This is a genomic window from Rhizobium sp. WYJ-E13 (assembly GCF_018987265.1).
Lineage (GTDB): Bacteria > Pseudomonadota > Alphaproteobacteria > Rhizobiales > Rhizobiaceae > Rhizobium.
The window spans coordinates 1,334,543-1,357,904 of record NZ_CP076853.1; the positions used below are offsets into that span (position 1 = coordinate 1,334,543).

The 23,362-nt window shown below is 60.3% G+C and carries 24 protein-coding genes; 21 read left to right on the forward strand and 3 right to left on the reverse strand.

The window, feature by feature from the left end:
* The first annotated feature begins 157 nt into the window (after positions 1-157).
* The 16 genes from KQ933_RS06755 to KQ933_RS06830 all read left to right on the forward strand — a co-directional run bounded on the left by KQ933_RS06755 (position 158) and on the right by KQ933_RS06830 (position 13,635).
* Positions 158-1,045, forward strand: a complete 888-nt coding sequence (locus tag KQ933_RS06755; protein ID WP_216757930.1) for a VOC family protein — start codon at positions 158-160, stop codon at positions 1,043-1,045.
* On the forward strand, positions 1,042-1,887 hold the full coding sequence (kdsA, locus tag KQ933_RS06760) for a 3-deoxy-8-phosphooctulonate synthase (RefSeq protein WP_216757931.1): 846 nt from the start codon (positions 1,042-1,044) through the stop codon (positions 1,885-1,887). Before KQ933_RS06755 ends, kdsA begins: the two co-directional genes overlap by 4 nt.
* A gap of 140 nt (positions 1,888-2,027) precedes the next feature.
* Positions 2,028-3,302 carry a phosphopyruvate hydratase gene (eno, locus tag KQ933_RS06765; protein WP_216757932.1) on the forward strand — a complete coding sequence of 425 codons (1,275 nt, stop codon included), beginning with the start codon at positions 2,028-2,030 and terminating at the stop codon, positions 3,300-3,302.
* Positions 3,303-3,446: 144 nt separating this feature from the next.
* Positions 3,447-3,767: a septum formation initiator family protein gene (locus KQ933_RS06770; RefSeq protein WP_216757933.1), complete on the forward strand. Its 321-nt coding sequence runs from the start codon at positions 3,447-3,449 to the stop codon at positions 3,765-3,767.
* 146 nt (positions 3,768-3,913) lie between these two features.
* A complete protein-coding gene (gene pdhA, locus KQ933_RS06775; protein WP_216757934.1) occupies positions 3,914-4,960 on the forward strand; it encodes a pyruvate dehydrogenase (acetyl-transferring) E1 component subunit alpha in 1,047 nt (348 codons plus the stop codon).
* Between the two features lie 15 nt (positions 4,961-4,975).
* Positions 4,976-6,373, forward strand: coding sequence for a pyruvate dehydrogenase complex E1 component subunit beta (locus tag KQ933_RS06780; protein ID WP_216757935.1), 1,398 nt, complete (start codon positions 4,976-4,978; stop codon positions 6,371-6,373).
* 19 nt (positions 6,374-6,392) lie between these two features.
* Positions 6,393-6,686 carry a hypothetical protein gene (locus tag KQ933_RS06785; RefSeq protein ID WP_253958342.1) on the forward strand — a complete coding sequence of 98 codons (294 nt, stop codon included), beginning with the start codon at positions 6,393-6,395 and terminating at the stop codon, positions 6,684-6,686.
* Positions 6,686-8,035, forward strand: a complete 1,350-nt coding sequence (locus KQ933_RS06790) for a pyruvate dehydrogenase complex dihydrolipoamide acetyltransferase (protein WP_216757937.1) — start codon at positions 6,686-6,688, stop codon at positions 8,033-8,035. The genes KQ933_RS06785 and KQ933_RS06790 overlap by 1 nt, the downstream gene beginning before the upstream one ends.
* A gap of 19 nt (positions 8,036-8,054) precedes the next feature.
* Complete coding sequence (locus tag KQ933_RS06795; RefSeq protein ID WP_216757938.1) at positions 8,055-8,696, forward strand: SGNH/GDSL hydrolase family protein; 642 nt, start codon at positions 8,055-8,057, stop codon at positions 8,694-8,696.
* A gap of 2 nt (positions 8,697-8,698) precedes the next feature.
* A complete protein-coding gene (locus KQ933_RS06800) occupies positions 8,699-9,277 on the forward strand; it encodes an N-acetyltransferase (protein ID WP_216757939.1) in 579 nt (192 codons plus the stop codon).
* 16 nt (positions 9,278-9,293) lie between these two features.
* Positions 9,294-10,739 (forward strand): dihydrolipoyl dehydrogenase, encoded by a 1,446-nt coding sequence (gene lpdA, locus KQ933_RS06805; RefSeq protein ID WP_216757940.1) that lies wholly within the window; start codon positions 9,294-9,296, stop codon positions 10,737-10,739.
* Positions 10,740-10,839: 100 nt separating this feature from the next.
* Entirely contained in the window at positions 10,840-11,094 is a 255-nt protein-coding gene (locus tag KQ933_RS06810) for a GlsB/YeaQ/YmgE family stress response membrane protein (protein ID WP_007822459.1), read from the forward strand.
* 13 nt (positions 11,095-11,107) lie between these two features.
* Complete coding sequence (locus KQ933_RS06815; protein ID WP_183729462.1) at positions 11,108-11,356, forward strand: GlsB/YeaQ/YmgE family stress response membrane protein; 249 nt, start codon at positions 11,108-11,110, stop codon at positions 11,354-11,356.
* 94 nt (positions 11,357-11,450) lie between these two features.
* Positions 11,451-12,422, forward strand: a complete 972-nt coding sequence (gene lipA / locus KQ933_RS06820) for a lipoyl synthase (RefSeq protein ID WP_216757941.1) — start codon at positions 11,451-11,453, stop codon at positions 12,420-12,422.
* Positions 12,423-12,582: 160 nt separating this feature from the next.
* Positions 12,583-13,176: an AAA family ATPase gene (locus KQ933_RS06825; RefSeq protein ID WP_216757942.1), complete on the forward strand. Its 594-nt coding sequence runs from the start codon at positions 12,583-12,585 to the stop codon at positions 13,174-13,176.
* A gap of 9 nt (positions 13,177-13,185) precedes the next feature.
* Positions 13,186-13,635, forward strand: coding sequence for a type II toxin-antitoxin system RatA family toxin (locus KQ933_RS06830; protein ID WP_216757943.1), 450 nt, complete (start codon positions 13,186-13,188; stop codon positions 13,633-13,635).
* An 8-nt stretch (positions 13,636-13,643) separates the two neighbouring features.
* Here the strand turns inward: KQ933_RS06830 and KQ933_RS06835 are convergent, their stop codons facing one another.
* From KQ933_RS06835 to KQ933_RS06845, 3 genes are all read right to left on the reverse strand, one after another.
* The gene (locus KQ933_RS06835) at positions 13,644-13,949 is read right to left on the reverse strand and encodes a hypothetical protein (protein ID WP_216757944.1); all 306 of its coding nucleotides are present in this window, start codon (positions 13,947-13,949) and stop codon (positions 13,644-13,646) included.
* Positions 13,950-14,028: 79 nt separating this feature from the next.
* Complete coding sequence (locus KQ933_RS06840; RefSeq protein ID WP_216757945.1) at positions 14,029-14,523, reverse strand: CinA family protein; 495 nt, start codon at positions 14,521-14,523, stop codon at positions 14,029-14,031.
* Positions 14,520-15,740 carry a bifunctional 2-C-methyl-D-erythritol 4-phosphate cytidylyltransferase/2-C-methyl-D-erythritol 2,4-cyclodiphosphate synthase gene (locus tag KQ933_RS06845; RefSeq protein WP_216757946.1) on the reverse strand — a complete coding sequence of 407 codons (1,221 nt, stop codon included), beginning with the start codon at positions 15,738-15,740 and terminating at the stop codon, positions 14,520-14,522. The genes KQ933_RS06840 and KQ933_RS06845 overlap by 4 nt, the downstream gene beginning before the upstream one ends.
* Before the next feature lie 141 nt (positions 15,741-15,881).
* On the opposite strand from KQ933_RS06845, the gene dusB reads away from it, so the two are divergent.
* The 5 genes from dusB (at position 15,882) to KQ933_RS06870 (ending at position 23,306) form a co-directional block, all read left to right on the forward strand.
* On the forward strand, positions 15,882-16,901 hold the full coding sequence (gene dusB, locus KQ933_RS06850; protein WP_216757947.1) for a tRNA dihydrouridine synthase DusB: 1,020 nt from the start codon (positions 15,882-15,884) through the stop codon (positions 16,899-16,901).
* Complete coding sequence (locus tag KQ933_RS06855; RefSeq protein ID WP_216757948.1) at positions 16,898-18,052, forward strand: nitrogen regulation protein NR(II); 1,155 nt, start codon at positions 16,898-16,900, stop codon at positions 18,050-18,052. Before dusB ends, KQ933_RS06855 begins: the two co-directional genes overlap by 4 nt.
* Positions 18,049-19,500, forward strand: a complete 1,452-nt coding sequence (gene ntrC / locus KQ933_RS06860) for a nitrogen regulation protein NR(I) (protein ID WP_183729437.1) — start codon at positions 18,049-18,051, stop codon at positions 19,498-19,500. The genes KQ933_RS06855 and ntrC overlap by 4 nt, the downstream gene beginning before the upstream one ends.
* Positions 19,501-19,681: 181 nt before the next feature.
* Positions 19,682-21,952: a PAS domain-containing sensor histidine kinase gene (locus tag KQ933_RS06865; protein ID WP_216757949.1), complete on the forward strand. Its 2,271-nt coding sequence runs from the start codon at positions 19,682-19,684 to the stop codon at positions 21,950-21,952.
* Positions 21,942-23,306, forward strand: a complete 1,365-nt coding sequence (locus KQ933_RS06870) for a sigma-54 dependent transcriptional regulator (protein ID WP_216757950.1) — start codon at positions 21,942-21,944, stop codon at positions 23,304-23,306. Before KQ933_RS06865 ends, KQ933_RS06870 begins: the two co-directional genes overlap by 11 nt.
* Positions 23,307-23,362: the final 56 nt, after the last annotated feature.

Genomic DNA, 23,362 nt, shown 5'->3' on the forward strand with positions numbered 1-23,362 from the left:
ACTATATGTTCCATATGTGTTCTGCAAGTAGCTAAATTTTCGTAAAACTTCTGTTCATTCTGCAGAGAATTTTATTTTTATCGGCGGAAAGCCTGCCTGGCCTTGCTTCGTAGCGTCTGCTGAAGCACATCTCCTGGTGATTGCTAGAGAGTAGCCGATGACCCAGGACATGCTTCCGATTGATCATCTCGTTTTGCCGGTTACCGATATCGACCTTGCCCGCGAAAGGCTGGGCAAGCTTGGTTTCACCGTCGCGCCCGATGCCCGCCATCCCTTCGGCACGGAAAATGCCTGCGTTTTCTTTACCGACAAAACCTACCTTGAGCCATTGGGTGTCGCGAGTGTGGAGGAGAGCGAGGAGACGGCGCGTGAGGGCAATGTCTTCACTGCCCGCAATCAGGCTTTCCGTTTCCGCTGCGGCAGCGAAGGATTGTCCGCCATCGCCTTTGCGACAGGGGATGCAAAGCAAGAACATTCTCGTTTCGTGAAGGGCAGCATCAGTGCCGGTCCTGTGCTGCAGTTCGAACGTCCAGTGAAAATGCCCGATGGTGCAGAAAGTGTTGCCGGCTTCCGGCTCGCCTTCGCTGGCGACCTACGGGCACCGGATTTCTTTCTCTTCGCTGTCGAGCGCATCAACCCGCTTCCGGCCAGCCGCAGCGCGCTGGAGATCCATGCCAATGGCGTGACAGGCATTGCCGAGATCGCGCTCGCGGCGCCCGAGCCGACAGCTTTCGGCGAGTTCGTTCGCGCGGCGGCAAAAGCCGCTTCTGCCGATGTCACGAGTTTCGGGCTGGAGGTGCCGACCGGAAACGCAAAGATCAGCCTGATGACCCCAGAGGGGCTGGAGGCCTATTTCGATCTGGCGACGCCGGATAGCGATCGCGGCCTGCGCGGCCGGGCGATCCTCTTTGCGGTTGCCGATCTGGCCGTGACAGAAGCGCATTTGGCTGCTAACGGGGTGACCTATACACGCAAGGCCAACCGTATTCTTGTGAAGCCCGCGCCCGGTCAGGGCACGCTCTTCGCCTTCGAGGAAACACCATGAGCTCCAATACCAATGCAGAGGTCCGGATCGGCGAAGGCGCTGGCCAGGTTCTGTTTTCCAATTCTGCCAAGCTTTCGCTCATCGCTGGTCCGTGCCAGATGGAAAGCCGCGAGCATGCCTTCATGGTCGGCGGCACGCTGAAGGAGCTGTGCGACAAGCTCGGTATCGGCCTCGTCTACAAGACCTCCTATGACAAGGCAAACCGCACCTCGATTTCCGCCAAGCGCGGTATCGGCCTCGAAAAGGCGATGGAGGTTTTCGACGACCTCAAGAAGGAATTCGGTTTTCCTGTCCTGACGGATGTTCATACGGCAGAACAATGCGCCATTGTCGCTGAAACCGTCGACGTGCTGCAGATCCCGGCCTTCCTCTGCCGCCAGACGGATCTTCTCGTTGCCGCCGCCAAGACCGGCCGCGTCGTCAACGTCAAGAAAGGCCAGTTCCTCGCGCCCTGGGACATGAAGAATGTGCTCGGCAAGCTGAATGCCAGCGGCAATCCGAATATATTGCTTTGCGAACGCGGTGTTTCCTTCGGCTACAACACGCTGGTCTCCGACATGCGTTCCCTGCCGATCATGGCGGCGATGGGCGCTCCTGTTATCTTCGACGCCACGCATTCCGTCGCCCAGCCGGGCGGGCAGGGCGATTCCTCCGGCGGCCAGCGCGAATTCGTTGAAACGCTGGCGCGTGCTGCCGTAGCCGCCGGCGTTGCGGGTGTCTTCATCGAAACCCATGAGGATCCGGACAATGCCCCTTCCGACGGCCCGAACATGGTCTATCTCAAGGATATGCCGCGGCTTCTGGAAAAGCTGCTCGCCTTTGATGCGGTTGCCAAGGGCTGACAGTCAAAAGCCTGACATGATCGTGTTATAGCGACGATCAGACAGGCAGGCCGGAGGTGTCGCAAAGCGCCATTGTAATTTGCGTACCTTCGATTAAGACGGTTTCAAACGATTTATCCACCCACGAGCAGGAAAAAACCATGACTGCAATTACCGATATCATCGCCCGCGAGATTCTCGATAGCCGTGGTAACCCCACCGTCGAAGTCGATGTCTATCTCGAAGACGGCAGCATGGGCCGTGCAGCTGTTCCCTCGGGTGCTTCGACCGGCGCGCATGAAGCTGTCGAAGTGCGCGATGGCGGCAAGCGCTATCTCGGCAAGGGTGTCGAAAAGGCCGTCGAGGCCGCCAACACGGAAATCTTTGACGCGATCGGCGGCATCGACGCCGAAAACCAGATCCAGATCGACAAGATCATGATCGAACTCGACGGCACGCCGAACAAGTCGCGTCTCGGCGCCAACGCCATCCTCGGCGTTTCGCTCGCCGTCGCCAAGGCTGCCGCAGAGGCTTCCGGCCTGCCGCTCTACCGTTACGTTGGCGGCGCTGCCGCAAACCTGCTGCCGGTTCCGATGATGAACATCATCAACGGCGGCGCACATGCCGACAACCCGATCGATTTCCAGGAATTCATGATCCTACCGGTTGGCGCAGATTCGATCCGTGAAGCTGTTCGCATGGGCTCGGAAGTCTTCCATACGCTGCGTAAGGAACTCGCCGCCCAGGGACACAATACCAATGTCGGCGACGAAGGCGGTTTTGCCCCGGGTCTGAAGAGCGCTCCGGAAGCCCTCGACTTCATCATGAAGTCGGTCGAGAAAGCCGGCTACAAGCCGGGCGAGGACATCTACCTCGGCCTCGATTGCGCCTCGACGGAATTCTTCAAGGATGGCAAGTATGTGATGGAAGGTGAAGGCCGCACGCTCGAGCCGGGCGCCATGGCTGAATACCTTGCCGAACTCGCTGCCAAGTATCCGATCATCTCCATCGAAGACGGCATGGCCGAAGACGACTGGGAAGGCTGGAAGACGCTGACCGATCTCGCCGGCAAGAAGTGCCAGCTCGTCGGCGACGACCTCTTCGTCACCAATTCGGCTCGCCTGCGCGACGGTATCCGCATGGGCGTCGCCAACTCCATTCTCGTCAAGGTCAACCAGATCGGCTCGCTGACGGAAACGCTCGACGCCGTCAATACCGCGCACAAGGCAGCCTACACCGCCGTCATGTCGCACCGTTCGGGTGAGACGGAAGACTCCACGATCGCCGATCTTGCGGTTGCCACCAACTGCGGTCAGATCAAGACCGGTTCGCTGTCGCGCTCGGATCGCCTTGCCAAGTACAATCAGCTCATCCGCATCGAAGAAGGTCTCGGCCCGCAGGCTGAGTATGCCGGTCGTTCCATCATTCGTGGCTAATACGGCTTTATAAATCAGGCATTTGGAACCCGCGCTTCGGCGCGGGTTTTTTGTTGCGCTTGCCTGGGAGGGGCTCAGAGTCAACGAACGGTTAATCTCTGCGCGTTAAATTGAAACGATTGGTAATGCGTAGAGCATGCGTATATGTGGACAAAGCATCACAAGAAGAGAAAGACCGGTCGCTTCGTCATTCCGGCCATGACGGTCGCCTTTCTCTCCTATTTCGGCTATCATTGCATCCATGGCGATTATGGTCTGCGTGCGACGGAGGCGTTCGAGCGCCAGCGTCTCGCGCGCGAGAGGGAATTGGCGGTGCTCAAGGCCAAGCGCGAGCATCTAGAGGCGCAGGTAGCGCTCCTCAGCGACGGCTCGCTGGACAGGGATATGCTCGACGAAAAGGCGCGGTATCAGCTCAACATGTCGCGCGCGGACGAGATTGTCATTTACAATCATTACCGCAATTAACCGAATTTAGGTTAATTGCGCTTTCTTGTTTTTTATCAATAATTTACCGGCGAATATGAGCCATGCAATTATGGCATTGCTGTGGTCATTTTTCTTCCCTATGGTACGCGCCACCTGAGAACCGATAAACCCATAGGGAGGGTTGAATGGCGTTGCGCAAAACCGCGACCGTTTCCAGCCGCAAAACCAGTGCGAAATCCGCAGCCAAGGCATCGAATGGCGGTCCCATCGCCGATTTCGATCGCGATGAGGAGCTGAAGGCCTATCGCGAGATGCTGCTCATCCGCCGTTTCGAGGAAAAGGCGGGCCAGCTTTACGGCATGGGCTTCATCGGTGGTTTCTGTCACCTTTACATCGGCCAGGAAGCTGTCGTCGTCGGCATGCAGATGGCGCAGAAGGAAGGCGATCAGGTCATCACGGCCTATCGCGACCATGGTCATATGCTGGCTACCGGCATGGAAGCCCGCGGCGTCATGGCTGAACTGACCGGCCGTCGCAGCGGTTATTCACGCGGTAAAGGCGGCTCCATGCACATGTTCTCCAAGGAGAAGCATTTCTACGGCGGTCACGGCATCGTCGGTGCGCAGGTGTCGCTCGGCACCGGTCTCGCCTTCGCCAACAAGTACCGCAGCAACAATTCGGTTGCTGTTGCCTATTTCGGCGATGGAGCTGCCAACCAGGGTCAGGTCTACGAGAGCTTCAACATGGCTGCTCTCTGGAAGCTGCCGATCATCTATATCGTCGAAAATAACCGTTACGCCATGGGCACCTCGACAGCCCGCGCGACGGCGCAGTCGAACTATTCGCTCCGCGGTTCCGGCTTCGGCATTCCCGGCATGCAGGTCGACGGGATGGACGTTCGCGCCGTCAAGGCTGCTGCCGATGAGGCGCTCGAACACTGCCGCTCCGGCAAGGGGCCGATCATCCTGGAAATGCTGACCTATCGCTATCGTGGTCACTCCATGTCTGACCCGGCGAAATACCGCACCAAGGAAGAAGTGCAGAAGATGCGCTCCGAGCAGGACCCGATCGAGCAGGTTCGCCTGCGCGTGATGGAAAAGGGCTGGGCGACCGAGGACGATCTGAAGGCGATCGACAAGGAAGTCCGCGATATCGTCGCCGACAGTGCCGATTTTGCGCAGGCTGATCCGGAGCCGGATGCATCCGAGCTTTACACCGACATTCTGCTCTAATCGGGGAGGGAACCCATGCCTATCGATATCCTCATGCCCGCCCTTTCTCCGACGATGGAAGAAGGCACGCTGTCCAAGTGGCTCAAGAACGAAGGTGACAAGGTCACGTCCGGCGACGTGATTGCCGAAATCGAAACCGACAAGGCGACGATGGAAGTCGAAGCCGTCGATGAAGGCGTCATCGGCAAGCTGCTGGTTCCGGCCGGCACTGAAAACGTCAAGGTAAACGCCAAGATCGCGGTCCTGCTGCAGGAAGGCGAATCGGCCGACGCGATCTCCGCCGCTCCTGCCGCCGCTCAGCCGGCTCCGGTCGCTGCCCCGCAGGTTGCCCAGGAAGAGAAGCCGACGAATACCGGGTCGGCTGCTGCCCCTGTTCCGGCCGAGCCCAAGGCTTTCGTGCCGAACGACCCGGAAATTCCGGCTGGTACCGAAATGGTGTCGATGACGGTGCGCGAAGCGCTGCGCGACGCCATGGCCGAAGAAATGCGCGCTGACGACAGCGTCTTCGTCATGGGCGAGGAAGTTGCCGAATACCAGGGTGCCTACAAAGTCACCCAGGGCCTTCTGCAGGAATTCGGCGCTCGCCGCGTCATCGACACGCCGATCACCGAACACGGCTTTGCCGGCGTCGGCGTCGGTGCCGCCATGGCCGGCCTGAAGCCGATCGTCGAGTTCATGACCTTCAACTTCGCCATGCAGGCGATCGACCAGATCATCAACTCGGCTGCCAAAACGCTCTACATGTCCGGTGGCCAGATGGGCGCTCCGATCGTCTTCCGCGGCCCGAACGGTGCTGCTGCTCGCGTCGGCGCCCAGCACAGCCAGGATTATGCAGCCTGGTACAGCGCGATCCCAGGCCTGAAGGTCGTCATGCCCTACACGGCATCCGATGCCAAGGGGCTGCTGAAGGCCGCGATCCGCGATCCGAACCCGGTCGTCTTCCTCGAAAACGAAATTCTCTACGGCCAGCATTTCGATGTGCCGAAGCTCGATAATTTCGTTCTGCCGATCGGCAAGGCCCGCATCCACCGTCCGGGCAAGGATGCCACCGTCGTCTCCTTCGGCATCGGCATGACCTATGCGACGAAGGCGGTTGCTGAGCTCGAAAAGATCGGCATCGATGTCGAACTGATCGACCTGCGCACCCTTCGTCCGATGGATCTTCCGACCGTCATCGAATCCGTGAAGAAGACCGGCCGTCTGGTCACCGTCGAAGAAGGCTATCCGCAGAACTCCGTCGGCACCGAAATCGCCACGCGCGTCATGCAGCAGGCCTTCGATTATCTCGATGCGCCGATCCTGACGATCGCCGGCAAGGACGTTCCGATGCCCTACGCCGCCAACCTCGAGAAGCTCGCGCTTCCGAATGTCGGTGAAGTGGTCGATGCGGTGAAAGCTGTTTGCTACAAATAAGGGGCTGGCTGTGACCGCGATGAAAGATGTCAGGCGCATTGCTTGGTCGATCTACTGGAAGTCGGTTTTACTCGGTGCCATCTGCGGTTTTGTTGCCGGTGCAGTTTTTGGGTTCGTTTTCGGATTCGCCGGCGCATTTGCCAGCATACAGCGAGACACTATGGTTCCATTTATTCAATGGGGTGGTGCTATTAGCGGTCTGATTGCAGGTTTTTTGGCGTTCAATTTCATTTTGGCACGCACAATTGGAAAGTCGATTGGTGGGCGGCAGCTTGAACTCGCCGTTGCCACTTCGCTCAGGGAGGGCCACTGATGCCGATCAATATAACGATGCCTGCCCTCTCTCCGACCATGGAAGAAGGCAATCTGGCCAAGTGGCTGGTCAAGGAAGGCGATAAAGTCAAGTCCGGCGATGTGATCGCCGAGATCGAGACCGACAAGGCGACGATGGAAGTCGAAGCCGTCGACGAAGGCACGGTTGCCAAGATCGTCGTTGCGGCCGGCACCGAAGGCGTCAAGGTCAACGCCCTGATCGCCGTTCTCGCTGCCGATGGCGAAGATGTCGGCGCTGCTGCAAGCGGCGCCGGCTCTGCCGCTCCGACACCGAAAGCTGCTGCTGCTCCGGCTGAAGCACCAAAGACTGAGGCCGCATCTGCTCCGGCGCCGTCGGCTCCGGCTGCTGCACCGGCACCCGCTGCGGTCTCCTCTGGCGGTGCGCGTGCCTTCTCTTCACCGCTTGCTCGTCGTCTGGCCAAGGAAGCCGGTATCGATATTTCCGCCGTTGCCGGCACCGGTCCACATGGCCGCGTCGTCAAGAGCGATATCGAAGCTGCTGCTGCAGGTGGCGGCGCCAAGCCCGCTCCGGCCGCCGCTGCTGCCACGCAGGCTGCTGCATCGGCTCCGGCCGCTGCCGCTCCGAAGGGCGCATCCGACGAAGCCGTGCTCAAGCTCTTCGAACCGGGCTCTTACGAACTCGTGCCGCATGACGGCATGCGCAAGACGATTGCCCGTCGCCTCGTCGAATCCAAGCAGACCGTTCCGCATTTCTACGTGTCGGTCGATTGCGAGCTCGATGCGCTGATGGCGCTGCGTGCCCAGCTGAACGATGCCGCTCCCCGCAAGGACGGCGCTCCGGCCTACAAGCTGTCGGTCAACGACATGGTCATCAAGGCCATGGCTTTGGCGCTGCGCGACGTTCCGGATGCCAACGTTTCCTGGACCGAAAACGCCATGGTCAAACACAAGCATGCCGATGTTGGTGTAGCTGTCTCGATCCCCGGCGGCCTGATCACCCCGATCGTCCGCAAGGCCGAAGAGAAGACGCTCTCTGTCATCTCCAATGAAATGCGCGACCTTGGCAAGCGCGCCAAGGACCGCAAGCTGAAGCCCGAGGAATATCAGGGCGGCACGACTTCGGTCTCCAACATGGGCATGATGGGCGTGAAGAACTTTGCAGCCGTCATCAACCCGCCGCATGCGACTATCCTCGCAGTCGGCGCGGGCGAGCAGCGTGTCATCGTCAAGAACGGCGAAATGGCGATTGCGACGGTCATGACCGTGACGCTCTCGACCGATCATCGCTGCGTTGACGGTGCTCTCGGCGCAGAGCTGCTGCAGGCCCTCAAGGGTTACATCGAAAACCCGATGGGCATGCTGGTCTGAGCACGGAACGGAGGCGGAGATGACGAAGACCGTTCTTTGCTATGGTGACTCGCTGACCTGGGGCTATGACGCCGACACGATCGGTCGTCATGCTTATGAGACCCGCTGGCCGAGCGTGCTTCAGGCAACGCTCGGAAGCGAGGCTCGCATCATCGCGGAAGGCCTGAATGGCCGCACCACCGCCTTCGATGACCATCTCGCCGATTGCGATCGCAACGGTGCGCGTGTTCTGCCGACGATCCTACAGACGCATGCGCCGCTCGATCTCGTTATCCTGCTTCTTGGCACCAATGACATGAAGCCGGTTGTTGCCGGCTCGGCTTTTGCTGCATGCCAGGGCATCGCCCGCCTCGTGCGGCTGATCCGCAATCATGCCTGGCCCTTCGAATTCGACGGGCCGGAAATCCTGATCGTGGCGCCGCCGGCGATCTGCGCGACGGGCAATGTGCCTTTCGCGGCATCGTTCCCCGGCGGTATCGAGGAATCGGCAAAGCTTCCGACGCTTTACCGTGACCTTGCCGATGAGCTCGGCTGTGGCTTCTTTGACGGCAATTCCGTCGCCAAGACCACGCCGATCGATGGCATCCACCTCGATGCGGAAAATACACGCGCGCTCGGTCGCGGCCTTGAGCCCATCGTGCGGATGATGCTGGGCCTCTGACGATGACTGCCTTTCTCGCTCTCCGACAGGCTTCCCGCCGGGATGCTTCGGAACTGGCGATCCTGGCAGATATTGCCTCTCACGGCTTTGCCTCATGGCTCTGGTTTGCCGACGTCGCAAGCGGCATGAGCGATACGCCGCTGGAGCGGGGCCGGCTGAAGATGAGCGACGAGGCGCTCGGCGGCTGGAAGAACGCCGTCATCGGCGAGGCCTATGACGAGATCGCCGGAATGACGATCGGTTACGAAGTGGATGAAGGCATACGCGATCTCGAAGCGCGGCATCCGGCCATAGAGCCGATGCTGGCGATGCAGAGATCGGTGATCGGGCATTGGTTCATTGGCAGTCTCGCTGTCTATCGCCATATGCGCGGTATCGGCATCGGTAAGAGGTTGCTGGAAGATCAGCTCGCAAGAGCAGACGGGCTGCCGGTCAGCCTGATCACGTCGGATAGTAACGAAGCGGCTCTGTCGCTTTACGGAAGAAACGGATTTTCGGAGGCGGCGCGCATGAATGCCGTACCGCTCTTCGACAACAGCAAGAAGCACGCATGGGTTCTGATGACCCGCGCGGGAGCGTAACAAAGGCAGGAAAGCAATGGCTCAATCCTACGACGTCATCGTCATCGGTTCCGGTCCCGGCGGCTATATCGCCGCCATCCGCGCCGCGCAGCTCGGCCTCAAGGTCGCCTGCGTCGAGCGCGAACATTTGGCCGGCATCTGCTCCAACTGGGGCTGCATTCCGACCAAGGCGCTGCTGCGCTCCGCAGACGTCCTGCATACCGCCCAGCACGGCAAGGATTACGGCCTGGTGTTGGAAGGCACGATCAAGCCCGACATCAAGGCGATCGTCACCCGTTCGCGCGGTATAGCGCATCGCATGAACAACGGTGTCGGCTTCCTGTTCAAGAAGAACAAGGTCGATGTCATCTGGGGCGAAGCCAAGATCACCAAACCCGGCGAGATCGTCGTTTCCAAGACGGCGAAGAAGCCGATGGAGCCGATGGGTCCGGTGCCGAAGAACGCGCTGGGTGAGGGCACCTATACTGCCAAGCACATCATCGTTGCGACCGGCGCCCGTCCGCGTGCGCTGCCGGGCATCGAGCCGGATGGCAAGCTGATCTGGACCTATTTCGAAGCGATGAAGGCTGACGAGCTGCCGAAGTCCCTGCTCGTCATGGGTTCGGGCGCGATCGGCATCGAATTCGCAAGCTTCTACCGCACCATGGGCGTCGACGTAACCGTCGTCGAAATCCTGAGCCAGGTCATGCCGGTCGAGGATGCGGAAATCTCTGCGCTCGCCAAGAAGCAGTTCGAGCGTCAGGGCATGAAGATCCATCTGGAAGCCAAGGTCGCCAAGGTGGAAAAGGGCGCCAACTCGATCACCGCCACCATCGAGAAGAAGGACGGCACGACTGAGACAATCACGGCTGACCGCATGATTTCGGCTGTCGGCGTGCAGGCCAATGTCGAGGGCATCGGCCTTGAGGCTGTCGGTGTGAAGACCGACCGCGGCTTCATCGTCATCGATGGCTACGGCAAGACCAACGTGCCCGGCATCTACGCGATCGGCGATGTCGCCGGCCCGCCGCTTCTGGCACACAAGGCCGAGCATGAAGGGGTCGTCTGCGTCGAGAAGATCGCGGGCCTTCCTAATGTCCATCCGATGGACAAGCTGAAGATCCCGGGCTGCACCTATTGCAACCCTCAGGTCGCTTCCGTTGGCCTGACCGAAGCCAAGGCCAAGGAGCTGGGCCGCGATATCCGCGTCGGCCGCTTCCCCTTCAGCGCCAACGGCAAGGCTGTCGCGCTCGGCGAGGACCAGGGCCTCGTCAAGACGATCTTCGACAAGAAGACCGGTGAACTGCTTGGCGCCCACATGGGCGGTGCAGAAGTTACCGAACTCATCCAGGGCTTCGTCGTCGCCATGAACCTGGAGACGACCGAGGAAGAACTGATGCACACCATCTTCCCGCATCCGACCATTTCGGAAACGATGAAGGAAAGCGTGCTGGATGCTTACGGCCGCGTTCTGAACGCTTGATAATTTCCTGAGCTGCCCTCTATCCCGGCGTGGCGGAACGCCACCACCGGGATGGAAAATCCATCCCATCCCGGGCTGGAAAAAACGAAAGGAAATCATCATGTCTATGGGCACGCAGTCGCTTCTCATCTTTCTGCTGATCGGCCTGGTCGCTGGCTTCCTCGCAAGCCTGGTCGTCGGTGGTGGTGGGTTGATACGATGCCTCCTGAGCGGCATCATCGGCGCGTTCGTGGGCGGGTTTCTGTTCAATGCGCTGGGTATATCGCTGGGCATTGAGAATGCATTGGTGGTTCAGATCATCCACGCCACTGTCGGCGCCATTGTCGTGGTGCTGATCGCAAGGGCGATAGCGTAGGGCAAGAGATAGCATGGAAGGTGTGGGCTGGATTTCGGCAATCATCATCGGCGGACTTGCGGGCTGGCTCGCAGGCAAGCTGATGGAAGCGCGCTACGGCATTTTACTGAACATCGTGCTCGGCATTGTCGGCTCGGTTGTCGCCACTGCCGTCCTGGCGCAGTTCCATATCGAGGTTGCCGGCGGAAGGTTCGGCTATTTCGTGACGGGTTTCATTGGCGCCTGTCTGCTGATATTCCTCGCGCGCCTGGTGCGAAGATAGAGCGCATAACCGTCTAGATCGGAAGATTCAGGCAAAGGAATGATGCGCAATACGAGAGTCTGGGCCGCATGGGGCGGCGGAAAGTTGAACTGACATGGTCACCATTCTCGACACGATCAATCCAGACGCAAAGCGCGTGCGGCATCCGGAAAAGGCGCATCGCCCGGATACGGAAGTCCTGCGCAAGCCGGACTGGATTCGTGTGAAGGCGCCTACCTCGAAAGGCTATGCCGAAACCCGCTCGATCGTGAAGGAGCACAAGCTCGTCACCGTCTGCGAAGAGGCGGGCTGCCCGAATATCGGCGAGTGCTGGGACAAGAAGCACGCGACTTTCATGATCATGGGCGAGATCTGTACGCGCGCCTGCGCCTTCTGCAACGTGGCGACAGGCAAGCCGAACGCGCTCGACATGGCCGAGCCTGAGAATGTCGCCAAGGCGGTCAAGGAAATGGGCCTGTCGCATGTCGTCATCACGTCGGTCGACCGTGACGATCTGGAAGACGGAGGCGCCGAGCACTTTGAAAAGGTGATCTGGGCGATCCGCGCCGCTTCGCCGATGACGACGATCGAAATCCTGACGCCAGACTTCCTGAAGAAGCCTGGAGCGCTGGAACGTGTCGTCGCCGCCAAGCCCGACGTTTTCAACCACAATATGGAAACCGTTGCCGGAAACTACCTGACGGTTCGCCCCGGCGCCCGCTACTTCCACTCCATCCGCCTGCTGCAGCGCGTGAAGGAACTCGACCCCACCATGTTCACCAAATCCGGCATTATGGTCGGCCTCGGTGAAGAACGGAACGAGGTTCTTCAGCTCATGGATGACCTACGCACCGCTGATGTCGATTTCCTGACGATCGGCCAGTATCTGCAGCCGACCCGCAAGCACCACAAGGTCGAAAGCTTCGTCACGCCGGAAGAGTTCAAGTCCTACGAGACGGTCGCTTACACCAAGGGCTTCCTGATGGTCGCTTCCAGCCCGTTGACCCGCTCCTCGCACCATGCCGGCGATGACTTCGCCCGCCTGAAGGCTGCGCGCGAGAAGAAGCTGCTGATGGCTGCCGAGTAAGAGCTTACCCTTGTTTTGATGAGAACCGCGGCGATTTTGCCGCGGTTTTTCTTTGTGTGTTACGCTGTCATCATCGGGTCATGCGAAGCAGCTAGCCAGCACGCCGCTCTTCGCAGTTAAGTCTGTCCGCGAAGGCAATCCTGTCGAAAGCGAGCCTGCCATGCATCAAGTGACGATGTCGCCTGAACCCATTCGTGCAGTCTCTATTGCAGAGGCAGCCGACATGATCCTTCGTGCCGAGCGAATCGTGGTCATCGGCGGTTCGGGCGGCGGCAAATCGACTCTGGCCCAGAAACTGGCAAGTCATTTCGACCTGACCTACCTGTCCATCGACCGTGACATCCGCTGGCTGCCGGGCTGGGTGGAACGCGGCAAGGAGGAGCAGCGCCAGCGTATCATCGAGAGGATCGCCGGCGAACGTTGGATCATGGACGGCACCAATACCTCCACTTTCGATATCCGCCTGCCGCGCACGGATATCGTCATCTGGGTGCGCATGCCGCGCCTGCTCTGCGTCTGGGGCGTGCTGACACGCTGGCTGAAGCATCTCGGCCGCACACGTCCGGAAATGGCGCCGGGCTGCATCGAAAAGGTGGACTGGGAGTTTCTGGAGTTCATCTGGACCTTCGAGAAGAAATTTACGCCACGTGTCACAGCCGCGATCGCTGCTCACGGGCCGCATGTACCGGTTTTGCAGGTGAAATCCCGCCGCCAGATGCGCGCGCTTCTTGATCTTCTCGGTGTGCCGGCTTAACTGCGCTTCATGCCGCAATTCGAAACGCATCGCCCCGTCCCGCACACGCCCGACCAGATGTTCGACCTCGTGTCTGATGTCGAACGCTATCCGGAATTTCTGCCGCTCTGCGAAGCCCTTGTTGTGAAGAACCGCAAGGAACGCGATGGCAAGTTGCTGCTGATCGCCGATATGACCGTCGGCTACAAGGCGGTCCGCGAAACCTTTACCACACAGGTCCTGCTGAATAGGGCCGAGCGCGTCATCGACGTCAAATATATCGATGGCCCCTTTCGCTACCTCGACAACCGCTGGCGATTTGTCGAGGCGGACGGGGGAGGCTGCACGGTCGATTTTTTCATCGACTACGAGTTCAAGAGCCGCATTCTCGGCGCCCTGATGGGGGCAATGTTCGACCGGGCTTTCCGTATGTTTACGGAAGCCTTCGAAAAGCGGGCGGGCACGATCTACAGCCGATAGAGCCTTGGTCAGCGATCGAAGAAATGGTCGAAGATGCGCGTCGCCGGATAGGCGTAGGCACCGCGATCGGTGAAGCTGTAGCGATAGAGGCAGCCTCTGAGCGTAGCGTTGTAGAGCAGGCTGGTGGTATCGGGCGATCCGCGATAGCCCAGTGCTTCCGGCTGGCAGCGACGGAGCGCGTGGTCGTATTTGCGCAGCAGAACGGGATCGGAATCCACCCGCACGCCGCCATAAACCTGATAGTTGGATGGTGCTTCAGCCGCCGAAACGCAGGCGAGGCTCAAGACGACACCGATGCATGCCAAGTATCTCATTTGACCGTTCCTTCAAAACCGGCTCTTGCCTGGGCGCGGCAGAAACTGAAATTCCCGCCTTTTGTTCCCTCACTCAAAGTCACGCAATTTCAATAAGCATTTGAAGTGCCGTCCGGATTGTTGCCAGCCGGATTTCCGTGCGGCCAATGTCGCCGTAAAGCACCTTACGATGGATAAGCTTACCTGAACGTGATTTTGCGGCAAGATGCACCAGCCCGACAGGCTTTTCCGGCGATCCACCACTGGGGCCGGCAATACCCGTCACGGCGACAGCAAGGTCGGCGCGTGAGCGGAAGAGGGCTCCATGCACCATCTGCCGCGCCGTCTCCTCCGAAACTGCGCCGAAACGGGCGAGCGTCTCCTCCTGCACGCCGAGCATCTGCATTTTGGCGGTGTTCGTATAGGTTACGAAACCGCGGTCGATGACGGCTGACGAACCGGAAATCTCTGTCAGCGCGCCGGCAATCAGCCCACCGGTGCAGGATTCCGCCGTCGAGACCATCAGACCTGCGGCCGTGAAATCGCGAATGATGCTTTCCGTCATCGCGGTGATATCTGCGGGAAACAGGCTCAACGCTTCGTGCCTCCATAGACGACGGTTGCGGTCGCAATCGCCGCGATCCCTTCGCGGCGGCCGACGAAACCGATCTTCTCGTTGGTGGTGGCTTTCACCGAGCAACGCTCGATGTCGATGCCGAGGAACTCCGAGAGATTGGCGCGCATGGCCTCGCGGTGCGGGCCGACCTTCGGCGCCTCCGCGATCAGGGAAACGTCGGCATTGGTGATCGTGCCGCCATGATCGCGCACGATCTTCGCCGCATGTTCGATGAAAATGCGGGAAGCAGCACCTTTCCATTGCGGATCGGACGGCGGGAAATGGTCGCCAATATCGCCGGCGCCGCAGGTGGCTAGCAGCGCATCCGTTAGCGCATGCAGCGCGACGTCGGCATCGGAGTGGCCCTTCAGCTTTTGGTCATGTGGAATGAAAACACCGCAGAGCGTCACGCCGTCACCGGGCTCGAGTTGATGCACGTCATAGCCGTTGCCGGTTCGCACATCGGGAATGCGCGCGCCCGAGAGCCTGTCGTCGGCCATGGTGATATCGCTCCTGACTGTCAGCTTCACGTTGGTCGATGCGCCCTCGATGATCGTTACGGGGATATCGAGCCATTCGGCGATCGACGCATCGTCGGTGAAATCTGTTTTGCTGATTGCGGCTGCCTTCTCATGGGCTTCGAGAATAGTGGCGAAATCGAAGGATTGCGGCGTCTGGGCCGCATAGAGCTGGTCGCGCGGGATGGTTCTGACCACGATTCCGTCGCTCCCTGCCTGCTTCAGCGTATCGGCGACCGGTGTTGCAGGAAGGACTGCGGGGGCGCCGGTCGAAAGCGCATCGCCAATCCTGTCGAGAAGCTGGTGATCGAAGAAGGGGCGCACCGCATCGTGGATCAGCACATGGCTGATGCCCTTATCCTTGAGGTATCGCAGGCCGGCAAGCACCGATTGTTGCCGCGTGGGGCCGCCATGGACGGTGTCGATCGGGGTTGCCGAGATGATGTGCCGAGACGCTCTGGCAAAGAGCGCTTCATCATCCGGGTGGATGACGACGACGATATGCTTTGCCGGTTCCCATGTCATGAAGTTTTCAAGCGTATGGACGATAACCGGCTTGCCGCCGACCATCCGGTATTGCTTGGGGCCTTCCTCTGACGATCCGGCGCGTTCGCCGCGGCCCGCCGCAACGACGACAATTCCAGCCGATATCGGTTGCTTACTATGCATTTGCAGCATAAATCCCTGAAATATCCGGAATGGATGTCAGTTGCTCTATCGTCTTGCTCGGACCTTTTCCAGCATTTGCCCAAAAAATATCAATTCGGGCTCGACCCTCTTGGCAAGCCAAAGATCTATGGCTAAAAATAATGCAGATACATGGTGTGCCTGAAAGATAATCATTTGATTTCCAAGGACCTCGCAACGCCTTTTCGAATCGGATCTGTGTCCGTGCGGAACCGCGTTGTGCTTGCCCCGATGTCCGGCGTCACGGACATGCCGTTCCGTGAGCTTGCCTGGCGCTATGGCGCCGGCCTCGTGGTGACGGAGATGGTGGCAAGCCGGGAGCTGGTGAGCGATACCGCCGAATCTTGGGCGCGCCTGCGGGTAGCCGGTTTCCGTCCGCATATGGTGCAGCTTGCCGGCCGCGAGGCGCACTGGATGGCTGAAGCCGCGAAGATCGCGGCCGATCACGGCGCCGATATCATCGACATCAACATGGGCTGCCCAGCCAAGAAGGTCATCGGCGGTTATTCCGGTTCGGCGCTGATGCGCGATCCCGATCATGCGCTTGAACTCATCGAGGCGACCGTCAGGGCGGTCAATATCCCCGTGACGCTGAAGATGCGCCTCGGCTGGGACGAAAATTCCATCAACGCTCCGCACATTGCCAAACGCGCTGAAGAAGCGGGTGTCCAGCTCGTCACCATCCATGGCCGCACCCGCATGCAATTCTATGAGGGCAGGGCGGACTGGGATGCGATCCGCCCTGTGCGCGATGTCATTTCCGTACCGCTGATCGCCAATGGCGATGTCGAGACGGCCGCAGATGCCCAGGAGATTCTGCGCCGGTCCGGTGCTGACGCCGTCATGATCGGCCGCGGCTGCCAGGGCAGGCCTTGGCATGCCGGTGTTCTTGCCGGCGCAAACGAGCCGTCGCGCGAGGAGATCGCCGCAATTGCCGTCGAGCACTATCGCATGATGCTGGAATTCTATGGCGAGGCCGTTGCCGTCAGGCACGCCCGCAAACATCTCGGCTGGTATCTGGAGCGCTTTGCGCCGGACCTTCCGGGCGAACATAAGGCTGCGATCATGACATCGCGCAATCCTGATGATGTCATTGCCCGCTTTGGCGATGCAATGGCGATAGGTGCAGTAGAACAGCGGGAGGCGGCATGAGCACGGACGGCACACCTTCTTCCGAAAACGTCGGTAATGCCGTCGCAATGTCGGTGCTGAACGCCATCCAGAACCCTGTTGTCATGGTGGATGAGGGCGGCTTCATCGCCTTTGCGAACTGGGAAGCCGAAGCCTTTTTCGGCGCCAGCGCCGCGCATCTGTCGCGCTACCGCATCTCGACCTTCATTCCCTTCGGCAGCCCGCTTCTGGCGCTCATCGATCAGGTGCGCGAACGCAAGGCGCCGGTCAACGAATATCGCGTGGACCTCAGCTCGCCGCGTCTCGGCCAGGACAAACTCGTCGATATCTATGTCGCGCCTGTCATTGCCGAACCCGGCTCGGTCGTCGTCGTTTTCCAGGAACGGTCGATGGCCGACAAGATCGACCGGCAGTTGACGCACCGGGCGGCGGCGCGCTCTGTCACGGGGCTCGCCTCGATGCTGGCGCATGAGATCAAGAACCCGCTTTCCGGCATCCGCGGCGCCGCCCAGCTCCTCGAGCAATCTGTGATCGACGATGACCGCGCCCTGACGCGGTTGATCTGCGACGAGACGGACCGTATCGTCTCGCTGGTCGATCGCATGGAGGTCTTTTCCGACGAGCGCCCGGTGGACCGCGTGCCCGTCAACATCCATTCCGTGCTCGACCATGTGAAGGCGGTCGCCAAGGCAGGCTTTGCCCGCAATATCCGTATGACGGAGAATTACGACCCGTCGTTGCCCGCCGTTTACGCCAATCGCGATCAGCTCGTGCAGGTCTTCCTCAATCTGGTGAAGAACGCTGCCGAAGCCGTCGGCGACCGGTCGGACGGTGAAATCATCCTGACGACGGCCTATCGCCCCGGTATCCGCCTGTCTGTCGCCGGCACGCGCGAGAAAATCTCGCTGCCGCTGGAATTCTGCGTTATCGATAACGGCCCAGGCGTGCCGACGGACCTGCTGCCGCATCTTTTCGACCCCTTCATCACCACCAAGACGAATGGCAGCGGTCTTGGCCTCGCCCTCGTTGCCAAGATCATCGGCGATCATGGCGGCATCATCGAATGCGACAGCCAGAACAACCGCACGATTTTTCGCGTCCTCATGCCGGCGTCCAAGGATGCTTCGCTTGATGACGCCGGTATTGCAAGCTCGACAGGACCCAATAGATGACAGCCACGATCCTCGTTGCAGATGACGATGCGGCCATCCGCACGGTGCTCAATCAGGCCTTGAGCCGCGCCGGTTATGATGTGCGCATTACTTCCAATGCCGCAACGCTGTGGCGCTGGGTTTCAGCCGGCGAAGGCGATCTCGTCGTGACTGACGTCGTGATGCCCGATGAAAATGCTTTCGACCTTCTGCCTCGTATCAAGAAGGCGCGGCCGGAACTGCCGGTTCTCGTCATGAGCGCGCAGAACACCTTCATGACGGCGATCAAGGCTTCCGAAAAGGGCGCTTATGATTACCTGCCGAAGCCTTTCGACCTGACGGAGCTCATCGGCATCATCGGCCGGGCGCTTGCCGAGCCGAAGAGGAAGCCGGCCAAGCTCGACGAGGACACCCAGGACGGCATGCCGCTCGTTGGCCGATCGGCGGCGATGCAGGAAATCTACCGCGTTCTCGCCCGCCTCATGCAAACGGACCTGACGCTGATGATCACCGGCGAGTCCGGCACCGGCAAGGAGCTTGTCGCCCGCGCGCTGCATGATTACGGCAAGCGCCGCAACGGCCCCTTCGTCGCCATCAACATGGCTGCTATCCCGCGCGATCTCATCGAGTCCGAGCTCTTTGGCCACGAGAAGGGCGCCTTCACCGGCGCACAGACCCGTTCCACCGGTCGCTTCGAACAGGCCGAAGGCGGCACGCTTTTCCTCGACGAAATCGGCGACATGCCGATGGATGCCCAGACGCGTCTTCTCCGTGTGCTGCAGCAGGGCGAATATACGACTGTCGGCGGTCGCACACCGATCCGCACGGACGTGCGCATCGTGGCGGCGACCAACAAGGATCTGAAGCAGGCGATCAATCAGGGGCTCTTCCGCGAGGACCTTTATTATCGCCTCAACGTCGTGCCGTTGCGCCTGCCGCCGCTTCGCGACCGCGCCGAAGATATTCCGGATCTCGTCCGCCATTTCGTCCAGCAGGCCGAAAAGGAAGGCCTAGGCTCCAAGCGCTTCGATCAGGAGGCGCTGGAACTGATGAAGGCCTATGCCTGGCCGGGCAACGTGCGCGAGCTGGAGAACCTCATCCGCCGCCTGATGGCGCTTTATCCACAGGATGTCATCACCCGCGAAATCATCGATGCCGAGCTTCGCTCCGATGTTCCCGACAGCCCGATCGAGAAGGGGCCGATCCGCAGCGGCACGATGACGATCGCCCAGGCGGTCGAAGAGAATATGCGCACCTATTTCGCAAGTTTCGGCGAAAACCTGCCGCCGCCCGGCCTCTATGATCGTGTGCTGACAGAAATGGAATATCCGTTAATTCTTGCGGCATTGACGGCCACCCGTGGCAATCAGATCAAGGCGGCCGATTTGTTGGGGCTGAACCGCAATACGCTGCGGAAAAAGATCCGCGAACTCGGCGTTTCCGTCTATCGAAGTTCGCGTACGGCCTGACCTTCGACCTTGACATTGTGGCGAAGTGCGTTGCATTTTCGCCACAATGCGTTGCTTAAAGGTCACGCATAGGGTTTGGACATTCGCCCACGATCGAGTCGTTTGAACGCCGGTTTTTTCGTAAACCGGCGCCATTTGGTTTCGTTGGGCGTGGCGGCAATGCCGTCCGAAGAGAGGCTGAATGGACGAAGAAGGGGTATCGCCGGAAACGGCGAACGAGGCGGTGACAACGGTGACCGACCGTCGTGCCCTGTTTGCCGTACCCGGTCTGGTGCTTGCCGGCGGCGCGTTGGTCTGCGCGACCGTCACGCTCTTCGTACTGCTCGGCGTGACGCCGATTGCCCCGACCTCGCACGTGGTCATCGGCTCCGTTGTCATCAACTCCTTTTTCGTGCTCGGTCTGATCGCGCTGATCGGCCGTGAGGTTGCCCGGCTTTTCAAGGCCCGCACACGCGGCCGCGCCGCGGCTCGCCTGCACATCCGTATCGTCGTGCTCTTTTCGATCGTCGCGATCACGCCGGCGATCCTGGTGGCGATATTCGCCAGTATCACGCTGAATGCCGGCCTCGATCGCTGGTTTGCGCTGAGAACCCAGGCGATCGTCAGCTCGTCCCGCAACATCGGTCAGGCCTACATGCTGGAAAACGCCAGCTATTTGCAGGGCCAGACGGTGTCGATGGCAAACGATCTGGAGCGCAACCGCGCGCTCTACAGCCTGGACAAGACCGGCTTCGGCGAGTTGATGACCCGTCAGGCAAGGGGTCGTGGCCTGCTCGGCGCCTTCCTCGTCGAGCGCGATGGCTCCGTTATCGTCCAGGCCGACATCAGCACGGAAAAGCCGCTGCCCGCCATCCCGCAAGATGCGCTGGAAAAGGCGGCTGCCGGCCAGCCGACGCTGATTCCGCCCGGCGTGACCAATCTTGTTGGCGCCATCATCAGGCTCGAGTCGATACCCGGAACCTTTCTCTATACGGTGCGCGCCGTCGACCCCAAGGTCATGAACGCCATGCGCATGATGGAGGAGAACGCCACCGAATACCGCTCGATGGAAGCCGGCCGCGTTTCGCTGCAGATCGCTTTTGCGGTGCTCTATATCGGCTTTGCGCTGATCGTGCTGCTGGCGGCGATCTGGACCGCGATCGCGGTGGCCGACCGTATCGTTCGGCCGATCCGCCTGCTGATTACCGCTGCCGACAGCGTCGCATCCGGCAATATGGACATTGTCGTGCCTGTCCACGCTGTTGATGGCGACGTCGCCAGTCTTTCGCGCACCTTCAACAAGATGATTTCGGAAATCCGCACCCAACGCGACGAGATCCTTGAGGCCAAGGACGAGGTGGACGACCGTCGCCGCTTCATCGAGGCCGTGCTTTCGGGCGTCACCGCTGCTGTCATCGGCGTCGAACAGGACCGGCGCATCACCATCGTCAACAGTTCGGCCGAAACGCTGATGGCGCTGCACGCCGATGAATTGCTCGGCAAGCAGCTGTCGGAGGTCGCGCCCGAAGTGGATCAGGTTCTGACGGAAGCTGCCTCACGCTATCGCGGCGATTTCCGCAAGCAGATCGCGCTGGTGCGCGGCGGTACTGTGCGCACGCTCAGCGTCCAGGTGACCCGCGAGGAAGTGCGCGATCTCAGCGAATCCTATGTGATTACGCTCGATGACATCACTGATCTCGTCATCGCTCAGCGTTCTACCGCCTGGGGCGACGTTGCGCGCCGCATCGCCCATGAGATCAAGAACCCGCTGACGCCGATCCAGCTTTCGGCCGAGCGCATCCGCCGCCGTTACGGCAAGCAGATCGACGAGAGCGATCGCGCCGTCTTCGACCAGTGCACCGATACGATCATCCGCCAGGTCGGCGATATCGGCCGCATGGTCGACGAATTCTCGGCCTTTGCCCGCATGCCGAAGCCGACGAAGGAGCCAAGCGATCTGCGCGCCATCCTTCACGATGCAATCTTCCTGCGCGAGATGGGCAACAATCACATTACCTTCCTGCAGGAACTTGGCGAAGAGCGGCTGGAAGGTTTGTTCGACAGCCGCATGTTGGGGCAAGCCTTCGGCAATCTCATCAAGAACGCAGTGGAGGCGATCGAGGCCGTACCGAGCGAGGAACGCGAAGAGCGCAAGATCCTCGTCCGTACGTCCAAGGACGAAGCGCGCGACCGCTTCACCGTCGATATAATCGACAATGGCCGCGGCCTGCCGGTCGAGAACCGCCACAGCATTCTGGAACCCTATATGACGATGCGCGAGAAGGGCACCGGCCTCGGCCTAGCCATCGTCAAGAAAATCATCGAGGAACATGGCGGGCAGCTCGAACTGCATGATGCGCCCGCAGATTTTGACCAGGGAAGGGGAGCCATGATCCGCGTGCATCTGCCGCGCCGGGATGTGACTTCCGCAACCCCGTCAGCCAGTGACAAGGAAAGCGTTTATGGCCTCTGATATTCTCGTCGTTGATGATGAGCATGACATTCGTGAGATCGTTGCCGGTATCCTGTCGGATGAGGGCCACGAAACCCGCATGGCGCATGATAGCGACAGCGCGCTCGCGGCAATTTCCGATCGCGTGCCGCGCCTTGTCTTCCTCGATATCTGGATGCAGGGCAGCAAGCTCGACGGTCTCTCGCTGCTGGACGAGATCAGGACGCGCCATCCCGAGCTCCCGGTCGTGATGATATCAGGCCACGGCAATATCGAGACGGCGGTCTCCGCCATCAAGCGCGGGGCCTTCGACTTCATCGAAAAGCCGTTCAAGGCCGACCGCCTGATCCTGATCGCTGAGAGGGCATTGGAAAATTCCAAGCTGAAGCGTGAAAACATCGAGCTGAAGCGCCGCGCCGGCGATGCGCTGGAACTGATCGGCACCTCGGTCGCCGTTTCCCAGCTGCGCCAGACGATCGAAAAGATCGCGCCCACCAACAGCCGCATCATGATCTTCGGCGCATCCGGCTCCGGCAAGGAGCTTGTAGCGCGCATGATCCACAAGAAGTCGACGCGCGCCAACGGCCCCTTCGTCGCGCTGAACGCCGCCAACATCACGCCCGACCGCATGGAAGTGGCGCTGTTCGGCACGGAGGGTGCACCGGGGCAGGCGCGCAAGATCGGCGCGTTGGAGGAGGCTCATCGCGGCATCCTCTATCTCGACGAAGTCGGCGAAATGCCGCGCGAGACGCAAAACAAGATCTTGCGCGTGCTGGTCGATCAGCAGTTCGAGCGTGTCGGCGGCTCCAAGCGCGTGAAGGTCGATGTGCGCATCATCTCCTCGACCGCCTACAATCTGGAAAGCCGCATCGCCGAAGGCTGGTTCCGCGAGGATCTCTATCATCGCCTTGCTGTCGTGCCGGTGCGCGTACCGCAGCTTGCCGAGCGCCGCGAGGATATTCCGTTCCTCGTTGACCAACTCATGCGCCAGATTTCCGAACAGGCGGGCATCCGGCCGCGCCGTATCGGTGATGACGCCATGGCCGTGCTGCAGGCTCACGACTGGCCGGGCAATATCCGCCAGCTCCGCAACAATATCGAGCGCTTGATGATCCTTGCACGCACCGACGGTCCGGATACGCCGATCACCGCCGACATGCTGCCGACCGATCTTGGCGACATGCTGCCGAAGGTTTCGGCCAAGAACGACTACCACATCATGACGCTGCCGCTGCGCGAAGCCCGCGAAATGTTCGAGAAGGATTACCTGATCGCCCAGATCAACCGCTTCGGCGGCAATATTTCTCGCACAGCCGAATTCGTCGGCATGGAGCGCTCGGCGTTGCACCGCAAGCTGAAGTCGCTTGGCGTCTGACTTTTTTACGGCGCGGCTTATGTCGCGCCGGCTCTCTCCTTTTGCCTGGAGCAGGT